We start from the raw sequence: 12,956 nt of genomic DNA, 5'->3' as shown, positions 1-12,956 counted from the left end.
ATTTGTTAAAGAAAATCCATCAGCAACAATTACCCCACCACCGAACGCTGTTCCTCCAACCGCGCATAAATCTCGCGCCGCAAACAGGCTAATGCCTGCTCGCATGTAATCGGCGTATCCTCGGTTGTGGTAATAAAAAACACATCATCGACTTCAGCGCCAACGGTCGCAATTTTGGCATTCTGTAACCGAATCCCGCATTGCTCAAAGACTGCACCGACCTCGGCTAATAATCCCGGACGATCCAGTGTTGTTAAACGCATAATGGTACGGCGATTTGGTTCATCGGCCGCAAAACACACCCGCGTTTCAATCGAAAAATGTCGATGTTGCCGCGATGGCGTGCGCGTCACTCGCAGATTTTCACGCACCGGCCCCGTTAAACGCGCAATTAATTGCTCACGGATTTCAGCAATACGTTCTGGATCCGCAAGCAGCGCACCATCTAAATCTAACGCCTGATAACTATTGACCACCAAGCCATCACTGGTCGTCATCACTCGCGCATCCATAATATTCAGCCCCATTTGATCGAGCGTGGCGGTTGTCCGTGCAAAGAGCCGATCCGCATCCTGTGCGTAAATAAAAATCTCACTGCCACCACGCGCCGTAATCGGGCGAATTTCAATCAGCGGTAAAGCGTCCAATTGGGTTTCTAAAATACAGCGCGTTTGCCAGGCAATTTCATCCGGTGAATTGTACAAAAAGAAATCGCGATTAAAGCGTTGCCAGAGTGCCTGACAGACATCGGCTTCCATGCCATGCCGCGCTAATAACCGCAAACCCTCGGCTTGTTTCTGAACAATCAATTCATCTTGCGCTTGCGAATTATCCAAGCCACGCACCAGCGCCCGCCGAGTGGCATAATAGAGTTCGCGCAATAACGCATCCAGCCAGCTATTCCAGCGCCCGGGATTAGTCGCCCGCGCATCAGCAACGGTGAGCAAATAGAGATAATCCAGCCGCGTTGGATCGCCAATCAGTGCGGCGAATGCCTGAATCACTTCGGGGTCGCTAATATCTTTGCGCTGTGCTGTCATCGACATTACAAGATGTTGTTCGACAAGCCAAGACACCAGCCGACTATCAAAGGCGCTTAAGTCGTGAAGCTGGCAGAAATTCCACGCATCGCGTGCGCCTAATACGGAATGATCGCCGCCGCGTCCTTTGGCAATATCATGAAAGAGTCCGGCGAGATAGAGTAATTCCAGCTTCGGAATACGCCGCGCCACTGCGCTACAGAGCGGAAATTCTTCATCATGTTTTGGAATGATAAAGCGGCGCAGATTACGCAACAGCGTTAAGGTATGCTCATCGACGGTATAGACATGCAATAAATCATATTGCATCCGTCCGACGATATTGGCAAATGCTGGAATATAAGCCGATAACACACCATAGCGGCTCATGCGGCGCATGGCGTGGGTTAATCCCTGGGGTTCGCGCAGAATTTCCATAAACAAACTGCGGGCGCGTAAATCAGCCCGAAACGCATCATCAATGCGGTGGCGATTTTCGCGGATTAAGCGAATGGTGCTGGCGCGTACCCCTTCGAGTTCGGGATGCGTTTGCAGAATATGAAAGACTTCGAGCAAAGCAATCGGCGTGCGCTGAAAAACATGCGCTGAGGTGACTTCGAGATAGCCACAACAGGCTTGAAAGCGTTTGTTAATCGGAGTTGGTGGGCCAATTTCATCCGGTTGGCGGATCGCTTCGCCAAATAACTGCAACAGCATTTCATTGAGCTGATTGAGTTCTTGCACGGTGCGATAATATTGCTGCATGAATTGCTCAACCGCAAGATTATTCTCGCCATCGCTAAAGCCGAATTGATAAGCCAGCGTGCGCTGATAATCAAATAACAGTCGATCTTCATGGCGTCCGGTTAAGCGATGCAGCGCAAAGCGAATGCGCCATAAATGGGTTTGACCTGCGATTAAGGTTTGATATTCCGATTCAGTCAAAAAGCCATGATCGACTAATTCATGCAGGGTTTCAGCATCAAAATGGCGCTTGGCGACCCAGCCGATCATTTGAATATCACGCAGGCCGCCGGGGTTTTCTTTGATATTCGGCTCAAGGTTATAGGCGGTATCGCCGTATTTCAGCCAGCGGGCGCGTTGTTCGTGCGTTTTGGCGAGAAAAAATTGCGCACTATCCCAGAGTTGATCGGGGGCGGTGGCCGCCCGCATCTGTTGAAACAGCGTCTGTGAGCCGGTCAGCCAGCGGGCTTCGAGCAGATTGGTCATCACCGTGACATTGGCTTGCGCCTCGCGGACACAATCGGCAACCGTGCGCACGCTGTGACCGACATCGAGCTTGGTATCCCACAGCAGCGTCATCAGCCGCTCAACGGCGTCCAGAAGCGGCGGGCCGGGTTCGGCGGCAATCAAGATCAAGATGTCGATATCCGATCCGGGATGCAGCTCGCGTCGTCCGTAGCCGCCGACGGCAACCAGCGCCGCATCTGGCGCGTCGCCCAGATGGAGCGTCCAAATATCGCGCAATACGGCGTCGATGAGTTCGCTCAGTTCCCAGACCAAGCGCGTGACCGGCACGCCGGCGTCGGCGTGTTGATACAGCGCTTCTTTGCCGTTGCGCAGTCGATCTTTAAAAAAGCGCAGCGAATCCGAGGGCGAAAGGGTCGCATCAAAGGGTGCGGTGGCGGCAAGCAGCGAAGCACCGTGGGTCATCTGGCGTTGACTGCCTCGCGCTCGGCGGCGCGTAAGGTGAGGATTTCATGGCCGGAGTCGGTGACGAGAATCGTGTGCTCCCATTGGGCGGAGAGACTGCGATCTTTGGTTACGACCGTCCAGCCGTCTGGCAAGACTTTGATCGAGCGTTTGCCGGCATTGACCATCGGTTCAATCGTAAAACACATGCCGGGTTTGAGCCGCAGCCCTTCGCCCGGATTGCCGTAGTGGAGCACTTGCGGATCTTCGTGAAACGCCTCGCCGATGCCGTGGCCGCAGTATTCGCGCACCACAGAATAGCCCTGTGTCTCGACGAAACGTTGAATCGCATGGCCGATGTCGCCGAGTGAGGCATCCGGTTTGACAACGGCAATCCCGAGCATCATCGCCTGTTGCGTCACGGTGACTAAGCGCCGTGCCAGCACCGAGGGTTCACCAACAAAAAACATGCGGCTGGTGTCGCCGTGATAACCGTTTTTAATCACGGTGATGTCAATATTGACGATATCGCCTTTTTTGAGCCGTTTATTGCTCGGAATGCCGTGGCAGACCTGATGATTGACCGAGGTACAGATTGACTTCGGAAAGCCGCGATAGTCCAGCGGCGCGGGAATCGCCGCTTGATGATTAACGATGTAATCGTGACAAATCCGGTCGAGTTCCTCGGTAGTCACGCCGGGTTGAACATACGGCTCGATCATATCGAGCACGTCGGCGGCAAGACGGCAGGCAAGGCGCATTTTCTCAATGGCCTCGGGGGTCTTGATCCGCACAGTTGACTTACGGTTAGCAGCATCCACGGTATTGATCGCACTTCGGCTCTAAAAACATTCGGGCATTTGCCCCTGTGTAACCGGCTATGGTATAAAACGCGACGCGCTGTCGCAATTGATCGCCGGTCGCTGTCAGCAACTGAGCACGATTCGACGATGCCGCTCGCGGGCCGACGCCAACAGGCCCGCTGTTATTTGGCCCTTCGGCCAGGTTTAGCCGCTACGCTAAACCGATCCGTCCACACACGCGCCGTCACAGATCACTGGGTGCCCGAGTGCTTGCACGCTGTGCGCAAATCGGGTGGTCGTCTGGGGTGCGTGGAGGCCTAACCCAATCACCTTAGCTTTTAGGAAATTTCAGATCGTGAGTACTGTCACCATGCGCCAAATGCTGGAGGCCGGCGTTCATTTCGGCCACCAGACCCGCTATTGGAACCCCAAGATGGGGGCTTATATTTTCGGGCAGCGCAATAAAATTCATATCGTCAATCTCGAAAAAACCCTGCCGCTGTATCAGGATGCCGTGAATTTCATGGGCACGCTGGCAGCCAATGGCGGCAAAATTCTTTTTGTCGGTACCAAGCGTGCTGCCCGCGATGGCATCCGCGAAGAAGCCGAACGCTGCGGTCAGCCGTTCGTCAATCATCGCTGGCTCGGTGGCATGCTCACCAACTTCAAAACCATCCGTCAGTCGGTCAAGCGGCTGAAAGATCTGGAAGCGATGTTTGAGAGCGGCTCGATTGAACGCTTCAACAAGAAAGAAGCCCTCGGCCTGTCGCGTGAGCGTGACAAACTCGAACTGAGTCTCGGCGGCATCAAGAACATGGATGGTCTGCCGGATGCGATGTTTGTGATTGATGTCGGTCACGAAAAGATCGCCGTGACCGAAGCCAACAAACTCGGCATTCCGGTGATCGGCGTGGTCGATACCAATAACGATCCGAGTAATGTCGATTACGTCATCCCCGGCAATGATGACGCGATTCGCGCCGTGCGGCTCTATATCGCTGGTGCCGCCGATGCCATTCTCGATGGCCGGAGCACCGCCGCGGCGATGGCCGGACGTGGTGCCGGTCAGATTCAGACCGAAGCTGACGCCTAAGTAAAAACAGCGGTCGCGGGTGTCGGTCAGTTCAGCGCACACGACCGACGCCCCACCCATCCGTATTCATGGCGGCACCGCCCCTGGTTGGCGGTGCTGTTGTATCTGAATTTCCAGCCGACCTACCACAGGTCAACGAGGTTTTTGAGTCATGGCGACGATTTCAGCCGCACTGGTCAAGGAACTGCGCGAGCGCACCGGCGCTGGCATGATGGAATGCAAAGCCGCGCTCGTTGAAGCCGCTGGCGACATCGAGGCCGCCATTGAGGCGATGCGCAAATCGGGGCAAGCGAAGGCCGCCAAAAAGTCCGGGCGCACCGCCGCCGAGGGCGTGATTATGATTCAGACCGCCGCCGATGGCGTCAACGGCGTGATGGTCGAGATCAACTGCGAGACCGATTTTGTGGCGAAAGACTCCAATTTCTTGGAGTTTGCCAACGCCGTGACCGCGACAGCCCTGGCCAGCGGCGTGGCAGATGTCACCGCACTGGCGACACAGACGCTGGCTGATGGCAACACGGTCGATGCCGCCCGCGAAGCACTGATTGCCAAGATCGGTGAGAATATTCAGGTGCGCCGCTTGCAGCGGTTTGACAACACTGCCGGTCAGCTCTACAGCTATCGTCACGGCGTGCGCATCGGGGTTGTTGTCGAGCTGGTCGGCGGTGATGAAACCCTCGGACGCGATATTGCCATGCACATCGCTGCCAGCAATCCAATGTGCCTCAGCGCCGAGCAGGTGCCCGCCGCGACGCTGGACAAAGAGCGCGAGATTTTCAAAGCACAGGCGCTCGACAGCGGCAAGCCCGAAGCGATTGTCGAAAAGATGATCGAAGGTCGGGTGCGCAAGTTCCTCGAAGAAGTCACGCTGCTCGGTCAGCCGTTCGTGAAAAATCCCGATCAAACGGTCGCGCAACTGCTCAAGCAGGCTGGCGCTGAGGTGCGCAACTTTACGCGCCTCGAAGTCGGCGAAGGCATCGAGAAAAAAGTCGAAAACTTCGCTGAAGAAGTGATGGCGCAGGTACGCGGTAACTAAATACGCCCGCCAGCCTGAACCGACCCGCGCCGCTCGCGCATTTGCCCATCCGCTCAGATCACCACGAGGCTTGCCATGACCGCTCCGGCGTATCGACGCATCCTGCTCAAACTCAGTGGCGAGGCGCTGATGGGCGCAGGTGACCACGGCATCGACCCTGAGGTGCTCGAACGGCTCGCGGGCGATGTCCGTGACCTGATGGCTACGGGCGTTCAGGTCGCGCTGGTGATCGGCGGCGGCAATATCTTTCGCGGTGCGGGATTGGCGGCGCGGGGCATGAATCGCGTCACCGGCGATCAGATCGGCATGTTAGCGACCGTGATGAATGCGCTGGCGATGCAGGACACGCTCGAACGGCTGGGCGTGCCGACCTCGGTGCTCTCGGCATTGCCCATCGGTCAGGTATGCGTGGACTACAGCCGCCGCCGGGCGGTGCAAGAGTTGGAGCAGGGACGGGCGGTGATTTTCGCAGCCGGCACCGGCAATCCGTTTTTTACGACGGATTCCGCCGCCAGTCTGCGTGCTATTGAAATTGGCGCGGAACTGCTGATTAAGGCCACCAAAGTCGATGGCGTCTATTCTGCCGATCCACTCACCGACCCGAACGCGATCTTTTATCCGCGTCTCAGCTATGATCAAGCCTTGCGCGAAGGTCTTGGCGTGATGGACGCGACCGCTATTGTGCTGTGCCGAGATCACGCCATGCCCGTGCGGGTGATGAATATCAACGAACCCGATGCCCTACCGCGTTTATTGCGCGGCGCGGATGTTGGATCACTGGTCGTAAGCGAACACTGAAAAAATCATTATGATCGACGATATCAAGCAAGACGCCGCCGAGCGCATGGCCAAAAGCGTCGAGGCGCTCACCCACGAACTAGCCAAGATTCGCACTGGTCGCGCTCATCCCGCGTTGCTCGACCATATTATGGTCTCCTACTACGGCTCAGAGATGCCGATTCGTCAGGTCGCCAATATCAACGCCGAAGATGCCCGCACCCTACTGGTCACGCCCTGGGAACGGAACATGGTGCAGGCGATTGAGAAGGCGATCATGCAATCGGATCTCGGGCTGAATCCGAATACAGCGGGCACGGCGATTCGCGTGCCGATGCCGCCGCTGACCGAAGAGCGCCGCCGCGATCTGATTAAGGTCGCACGCAATGAAGCCGAGCAAGCGCGGGTCGCTGTGCGCAATATTCGCCGCGACGCGAATCAGACCCTAAAAGATTTAGTCAAAGAGAAAGACATCTCCGAAGACGACGAGCGGCGCGGTCAAGAGATCGTGCAAAAGCTCACCGATCAGTACGTGAAAGAAGTCGATGCGGTACTGGCCGAAAAAGAACAGGATCTGATGTCGATTTAACTGTCGCGCAGATTTATCGCCACCCGCCCCGCCGGTCATCTGACCTCAGCCGAATGACTGTGGATACTGCTGCCGATGCTGTAATCGCCTCTGCGCCCGATCCGCGTGTGCCTCGGCATGTCGCCATCATCATGGATGGTAACGGCCGCTGGGCGAAACAGCGTGGATTGCCGCGCACGGCGGGGCATCGTGAAGGGGTAAAAAGCGTTCGCGCCGTGGTCGAGGAAAGTCGCCGACGCGGGGTCACAACGCTGACGCTCTTTGCTTTTAGCAGCGAGAATTGGTGCCGCCCGCGTGCTGAGGTCACGATTCTCATGGAATTATTCATGGCGACCTTGCGCAGTGAAGTGCGGCGGCTGAATGAAAACGGCGTAGCCTTGCGGATTATTGGCGAGCGCGGTGCCTTTTCTGAAAAACTGCAACGCCGGATTGCTGAAGCTGAAGCCCTAACCGCTGCCAATACCCAATTAAACTTACAGGTCGCGGCTAATTACGGCGGGCGCTGGGATATTGTCCAAGCAGCGCGGCGCTTAGCGGTCGCGGTGCAATCGGGTCAGCTCAATCCAAATCAAATCGACGAGCAGCGATTGAGCACCGAATTATCCTTTCCTGATTTGCCAGAACCGGATTTATTGATTCGTACCGGCGGTGAGCAGCGGTTGAGTAATTTCGTGCTCTGGCAAGCGGCCTATTCTGAACTGTATTTTTCCGATGTGCTCTGGCCGGATTTTGACGCGCTGGCTTATGGCGCGGCGCTCGATGATTATGCGCACCGTCAACGGCGGTTTGGGCGCACTGGCGAGCAGCTTGAACAGACGTGCGCCGCTGGTGCGCACCCACATGGCAGATAACGCGATGGCCAAGAGCACCTTACACCGTCGCATCTGGACGGCACTGTGGTTAGCGGCACTGGTGCTGGGTGCGGTGTGGCTGCTACCGACTGCGGCGCTGGCGCTGTTTTTGGGCGCATTCGTGCTCATTGCCGCGTGGGAATGGTGCGGTTTAGCGGGGATCAATGCGCCGCTGGTACGCGGTGGGTATTTATTGCTGATGGCCGCTGTGCTGCTGGGTCTCTGGCGCTATGCGGCCCAGCTGTGGCCGCTGCTGCTGGTGATGAGCTTGCTGTGGTGGCTGCTGCAAAGTTGGCGACTGTGGCGGATTCAAGCGATTCCGATCAACCCGACACCGCAGCCGCATTTGTTGCTCGTCGGTCTGTTAATTCTCAGCGCGACCTGGACGGCTGTGCTCAGTGTCCATCAGCTCACACCACACGGCCCGGGGCTGGTGCTGGCGCTGCTGCTGCTGATTGCAACCGCTGATTCTGCCGCCTATTTCAGTGGACGGCGCTGGGGTCGCACCAAACTCGCGCCGCACTTAAGTCCGGGCAAAACCTGGGCCGGCGTCTATGGTGCGCTCACTGGCGCGGCGCTGGTGAGTGCAAGCATCGCGTTCTGGCTGGATCTCAGTCCGCTGCACAGTGTCGCTATGCTGGTGCTGGGCGTGCTGGTGGCCATGCTTTCTATCGTCGGCGATCTCTACGAGAGCTTGCTCAAGCGTCGGCGTCACCTCAAGGATTCGAGCCAACTGTTGCCCGGTCACGGTGGGCTACTCGACCGTATCGACAGCCTGACCGCCGCCGCCCCGCTGTATGCCCTGGGTTTGACCTGGGCTGTGACTGGATTTCCATTGGAGCTGCTAACTGATCGCTGATTTTTGCTTAAACGTATTGACAGATTGACAGATGCTCAGGATGAGCATTACTTAAGACCGCTAACAGTGGTTGAACGACGAGCTGATAGAGGACATTGCAAGTGGCTAGGCTTCGGTTTGGCGCTTTACCGCACGGGGATGAACCCTCTGGAGAGCTTGATCGATTGAGAGAATCCGGCGCCACTGAGCGTCAAGGGCTTGAGTTGGGCGGTTCGCTGCGTCAACCAAGTGCAGATAAATCCATTGAGCACGTTTGCTCAAGTTAAATGGAGCAGTGATGACACTGTGATTGGCGTAACCGTACTCGGAGCGACCGGCTCCATTGGCGTCAGTACGCTCGATGTGCTGGCGCGTCATCCTGAGCGTTTTCGGGCTGTGGCGCTGACAGCGAACACGGATGCCGAGCGTTTAGCCGAACAATGCCGTCAGCATCGCCCACAGTATGCGGTGATGGTCGATCCGGCGGCGGCGCAGCGGCTGCGTGCGCTGCTCGCCGATTTGCCTGAGCGCCCTGAGATCCTCACGGGTATCGAAGGGCTGGAACAGGTCGCGGCCCTGCCCGAAGTCAGCTATGTGATGGCGGCGATTGTCGGCGCGGCTGGGTTGCGGCCGACGCTCGCGGCGGCGCAGGCCGGTAAGCGTGTGCTGCTGGCCAATAAAGAATCGCTGGTTGTCGCCGGAGCCTTGTTGATGCAAGCCGTCGCCGACAGCGGCGCGGAACTGCTGCCCATCGACAGCGAACACAACGCGATCTTTCAATGTCTGCCGCCGCATTTTAGCGACGGGCTGGCACGGGTTGGCGTGCGCCGGATTTTGCTGACTGCTTCGGGCGGGCCGTTTCGTGATTGGCCGCTGGAGCGGCTGTCTTCGGTCACGCCGGAGCAAGCCTGCGCCCATCCAACTTGGGAGATGGGGCGGAAGATTTCCGTTGATTCGGCGACCATGATGAATAAAGGCCTCGAAGTCATCGAAGCCTGTTGGCTATTCGGCACGGACACGGATCATATTCAGGTCGTTGTGCATCCGCAAAGCGTGATTCATTCGCTGGTGCAATATGAAGATGGTTCGGTATTAGCCCAGCTTGGTAATCCTGATATGCGCACGCCGATTGCGCACGCGATGGGCTGGCCGGAGCGAATTGATTCCGGTGTCACGCCATTGGATTTATTCAGTGTGGCGCGGCTGGATTTTCAAGCGCCGGATTTTGCGCGTTTCCCGTGTTTACGATTAGCGTTTGAAGCCGCACACGCTGGCGGTACGGCTCCGGCGGTGCTTAATGCAGCTAATGAGATCGCGGTTGCAGCATTTTTGGAACAACGCATTGATTTTCCTAGCATTGCCGCAGTGGTCGCCGGAACGCTGGAGGCGCTGCCCTGTGAGTCGGTCGCTGGTCAGGGGCTGGAATTTTTGCTCGCTGTCGATCAACGAGCGCGGGAGCAGGCGGAGCGGTTGGTGGTGGCGCGAGGGTGAATTGGCAGGGGTGTGTTTTCCGGTGACGAAGCGTCAGCTTCGTCACTTCAATTAAAGGTCACGAAGCTGGAGCTTCGTGACAAAAAGCTAGAAAAATCGCTCAATTCTTATTGCGACAAGCCCTGAATATATTGCGACACGGCGGCGATTTCTTGATCGGTCATGCGAGCGGCAACGCCGCGCATCATGCCATTGGGATCATTAGCCCGCTCGCTCTTGCGGAAGTATTCCAGCGTCTGCTTGACATAATCGGCATGTTGGCCGGAGAGACGCGGGAACTTCGACAGCCCTTGCCCCATCCCCGCTGGGCCGTGACAGGCGCTACACGCCGGAACACCGCTCGCCGGATTACCTGCCCGATACAGCGACTCACCGAGCTTGGCTAATTCCGGATCGGCAGCCCCGCCGCTCTGGTTTTGGGTCGAAAAATACGCCGCGACATCCAGCACTTCCTGTTCGGTCAGCGGCATGGCCATCGGCGTCATCTGGACGTTGTAGCGATTGCCTGCTTTAAAATCCATCAATTGTTTCATGATGTATTCCGGATGCTGGCCGGCGAGCTTAGGCCACAGCGCCACGACGCTATTCCCTTGCGGGCCGTGGCACGCCATGCAGATGGTGTTGGCCTTCGTCTCGCCCCGCGCTGGATCGCCCGGTTGGAGTTCGTCAGCGGCCTGCGCGAAACCGCTTGCCAAAACCGCCGCCACTGAAACCATTGTCAGCCAAGTCTTTTTCATGAGCATGGGAGTGCCTTAGTGTTATCGTGTTCGCGGCCGTTGTTAGCCAGCAACAAGCGACCTGTGGGTGTTGGGGTGGGGAAAAAATCCGGCAATGTATAGCAGACGCTTGCCGGTGCGGTCAAACCGATGTGAACAAATCTTGTCACGAATCAGCAATATTCCATGACAGCAGCAGTTGACGCCTTGCCCGCATCTGCCTACATTTCAAGCCTTTGCGCAACCCTGTTCGATGGAGCCACCCATGCTGCAACCCGGCGATCCCGCACCCGATTTCGCCCTGCCCAATGCTGACCTCGAACCGGTGAGCCTGGCCGCCTGCTGCGAGCGTGGGGCGGTGGTCCTGTATTTTTATCCAAAGGACGATACGCCCGGTTGCACACTCGAAGCACTCGAATTTACCGATCTGCATCCGCAATTCGAGGCCCATTCAACCGCTATTCTCGGTATTAGCCGCGACAGTTGTGCCAGTCATGGCGCATTTCGCGATAAACACGGTCTCTCCATTCAGCTCCTCGCCGACAGCGATGGCGAAGTCTGCGAAGCCTATGATGTGTGGCGCGAAAAAGAAGCGCACGGCGCAAAACGTCTCGGCATTCTGCGCTCGACTTTCATCATTGATCGCGCCGGCGTCATTCGCCACGCACTCTATGATGTCAAGCCCAAAGGTCATGCCGCACAGGTGCTCGAACTGGTGCAGGCGCTCTAACCGCTGATGGCGGCGCTACGCACGCCTGGTTTGAAGCTGCGTGCTTATATTCTGCTGTTGCTGCTGATCTTCGGCTTGATGCCGTTGATCTTGGCGGCATTGATTAACTTGCCACTGGTGCTGGATCGCACCGCGCTCTTTTATCAGCGGGCCTATTTGCAAAATCTCCGCGCCGATTTCCGCGATCTCGATCAACATCTCGCCAGCCGTCACGAATTGATCCGGTTTTTAGCCAAACTCCCCGAACCGGCGACGATTCTCGGCACTCAGGGAACCGCCGCCGAGATCGACACTGCCCGCACCCGCTATACGGCATGGATCAATCAGATTCTCGCCGAGCAACACGATGTGATCCAAATTCTCTTTGTCGATCCACAGGGTCAGGAACGTTTTTGGCTGGTGCGCGACGCCAATACCCAAGCGTGGACGCCGAGCGCCCAGCCCCCGCAACGGCCTGACCGCCGTTTTATCGAAGCTGGGCTGGCGAGTCAGGGCGGGGCGGTGATGGTCAGTCGCATTCGTGTCGATGCCGACAGCAGCGGCGAAGAGCCGCGCCAACTGATGACGCTCAATCTAGTCAGTCAACTCGGCGGCGAGCCGGGCGCGAGCGTTCCGGGCGTGGTCGTGCTCACCATTGACGTCGGCGGACTGGCGCAGTTCTACCGCGACACGCTCTGGGTCAATCACGACGGCAGCTATCTGCGCCCCGGGCAACCCGCCAGCGGTCAACCGGACGCCTTCTCCACCTTTCCCGGGCTGGCCGCGATCTTCGCCGAAGGCAAGCTCGCACTGTGGAAAGGCGATAACGGACGACAACTGCTCTGGGTGCCGCTGTTTTTAACCGAGGACGGCTTTCCACTGTGGGTCGGGCGCGTCGTCGATCCGTCGCCACTGGATGCGTTCCGCAATGAATTGATCGTCCGCGTTTTAAGCATCATCGCCGTACTGGTGCTGGTCGTGATGGTGCTGGCCCGCTGGATCGCAGCGCGGGTGGAGCGATTTGGTCACGAATTACTCGGCGGGATTCAACGCATTCTTAGCGACGGTCAGCCGCTGCGTTTTAGTTGGACGGGGCCGCGTGAATTGCGCGAACTCGGCGAACAGCTCACCGAATTGGCTGCAACTCACGCCGAACATCTCCACGCCGCCCGCGCCCACACCCGCGAGCTTGAACAATCGAACCGCTATAAATCGCAATTTTTAGCCAATGTTAGCCATGAATTGCGCACCCCACTTAATTCAATTTTACTGCTATCAAAAATGCTCGGCGCTGAGGGCACCGGATTAACACCAACTCAACGCCGTCAAGCTCAAGTCATTCACGAAGCTGGACGCGATTTACGCGCATTGATTGATAATA

The 12,956-nt window shown here is 57.3% G+C and carries 12 protein-coding genes; 9 read left to right on the top strand and 3 right to left on the bottom strand.

The window, feature by feature from the left end; translation table 11 throughout:
• Positions 1–29 precede the first annotated feature (29 nt).
• Together glnD and map are read right to left on the bottom strand one after the other, a co-directional pair.
• Positions 30–2,693: a [protein-PII] uridylyltransferase gene (glnD, locus tag BLW10_RS12905; RefSeq protein WP_091335309.1), complete on the bottom strand. Its 2,664-nt coding sequence runs from the start codon at positions 2,691–2,693 to the stop codon at positions 30–32.
• Positions 2,690–3,493 (bottom strand): type I methionyl aminopeptidase, encoded by an 804-nt coding sequence (gene map, locus BLW10_RS12900; protein ID WP_091335307.1) that lies wholly within the window; start codon positions 3,491–3,493, stop codon positions 2,690–2,692. Before map ends, glnD begins: the two co-directional genes overlap by 4 nt.
• Positions 3,494–3,845: 352 nt before the next feature.
• Here map and rpsB point away from each other — a divergent pair, with 352 nt between their 5' ends.
• From rpsB to ispC, 7 genes are all read left to right on the top strand, one after another.
• Positions 3,846–4,568, top strand: coding sequence for a 30S ribosomal protein S2 (rpsB, locus tag BLW10_RS12895; protein WP_177169070.1), 723 nt, complete (start codon positions 3,846–3,848; stop codon positions 4,566–4,568).
• Positions 4,569–4,719: 151 nt separating this feature from the next.
• Positions 4,720–5,604, top strand: a complete 885-nt coding sequence (gene tsf / locus BLW10_RS12890) for a translation elongation factor Ts (protein ID WP_091335303.1) — start codon at positions 4,720–4,722, stop codon at positions 5,602–5,604.
• A 75-nt stretch (positions 5,605–5,679) separates the two neighbouring features.
• Positions 5,680–6,402, top strand: coding sequence for a UMP kinase (pyrH, locus tag BLW10_RS12885; protein ID WP_091335300.1), 723 nt, complete (start codon positions 5,680–5,682; stop codon positions 6,400–6,402).
• A gap of 10 nt (positions 6,403–6,412) precedes the next feature.
• On the top strand, positions 6,413–6,970 hold the full coding sequence (gene frr, locus BLW10_RS12880) for a ribosome recycling factor (protein ID WP_091335298.1): 558 nt from the start codon (positions 6,413–6,415) through the stop codon (positions 6,968–6,970).
• Positions 6,971–7,101: 131 nt separating this feature from the next.
• Complete coding sequence (gene uppS / locus BLW10_RS12875) at positions 7,102–7,821, top strand: polyprenyl diphosphate synthase (RefSeq protein WP_245709401.1); 720 nt, start codon at positions 7,102–7,104, stop codon at positions 7,819–7,821.
• A complete protein-coding gene (locus tag BLW10_RS12870) occupies positions 7,730–8,680 on the top strand; it encodes a phosphatidate cytidylyltransferase (protein WP_245709400.1) in 951 nt (316 codons plus the stop codon). The genes uppS and BLW10_RS12870 overlap by 92 nt, the downstream gene beginning before the upstream one ends.
• Before the next feature lie 285 nt (positions 8,681–8,965).
• The gene (gene ispC / locus BLW10_RS12865) at positions 8,966–10,150 is read left to right on the top strand and encodes a 1-deoxy-D-xylulose-5-phosphate reductoisomerase (protein ID WP_091335292.1); all 1,185 of its coding nucleotides are present in this window, start codon (positions 8,966–8,968) and stop codon (positions 10,148–10,150) included.
• Between the two features lie 107 nt (positions 10,151–10,257).
• On the opposite strand, the gene BLW10_RS12860 is transcribed toward ispC, so the two are convergent.
• A complete protein-coding gene (locus BLW10_RS12860) occupies positions 10,258–10,887 on the bottom strand; it encodes a c-type cytochrome (RefSeq protein WP_091335313.1) in 630 nt (209 codons plus the stop codon).
• Between the two features lie 244 nt (positions 10,888–11,131).
• Here BLW10_RS12860 and BLW10_RS12855 point away from each other — a divergent pair, with 244 nt between their 5' ends.
• Both BLW10_RS12855 and BLW10_RS12850 read left to right on the top strand, forming a co-directional pair.
• On the top strand, positions 11,132–11,596 hold the full coding sequence (locus BLW10_RS12855) for a peroxiredoxin (RefSeq protein ID WP_091335311.1): 465 nt from the start codon (positions 11,132–11,134) through the stop codon (positions 11,594–11,596).
• Positions 11,597–11,602: 6 nt separating this feature from the next.
• A partial coding sequence (locus tag BLW10_RS12850) for an ATP-binding protein (protein ID WP_281241140.1) occupies positions 11,603–12,956 on the top strand: 1,354 nt, incomplete at its 3' end.

Source organism: Allochromatium warmingii, assembly GCF_900107145.1.
Taxonomy (GTDB): domain Bacteria; phylum Pseudomonadota; class Gammaproteobacteria; order Chromatiales; family Chromatiaceae; genus Thermochromatium; species Thermochromatium warmingii.
The sequence above is the reverse complement of the archived record's forward strand: the minus strand, read 5'-3'. Positions and strand labels throughout refer to the sequence as shown.

What these genes read in the sequence shown, in the direction of transcription:
- BLW10_RS12870 (WP_245709400.1), top strand. Translation starts at nt 7,730, where the DNA reads ATGATTATGCGCACCGTCAACGGCGGTTTGGGCGCACTGGCGAGCAGC.
- rpsB (WP_177169070.1), top strand. Translation starts at nt 3,846, where the DNA reads ATGCGCCAAATGCTGGAGGCCGGCGTTCATTTCGGCCACCAGACCCGC.
- BLW10_RS12855 (WP_091335311.1), top strand. Translation starts at nt 11,132, where the DNA reads ATGCTGCAACCCGGCGATCCCGCACCCGATTTCGCCCTGCCCAATGCT.
- tsf (WP_091335303.1), top strand. Translation starts at nt 4,720, where the DNA reads ATGGCGACGATTTCAGCCGCACTGGTCAAGGAACTGCGCGAGCGCACC.
- BLW10_RS12860 (WP_091335313.1), bottom strand. Translation starts at nt 10,887, where the DNA reads ATGAAAAAGACTTGGCTGACAATGGTTTCAGTGGCGGCGGTTTTGGCA.
- frr (WP_091335298.1), top strand. Translation starts at nt 6,413, where the DNA reads ATGATCGACGATATCAAGCAAGACGCCGCCGAGCGCATGGCCAAAAGC.
- uppS (WP_245709401.1), top strand. Translation starts at nt 7,102, where the DNA reads ATGGATGGTAACGGCCGCTGGGCGAAACAGCGTGGATTGCCGCGCACG.
- pyrH (WP_091335300.1), top strand. Translation starts at nt 5,680, where the DNA reads ATGACCGCTCCGGCGTATCGACGCATCCTGCTCAAACTCAGTGGCGAG.
- glnD (WP_091335309.1), bottom strand. Translation starts at nt 2,693, where the DNA reads ATGACCCACGGTGCTTCGCTGCTTGCCGCCACCGCACCCTTTGATGCG.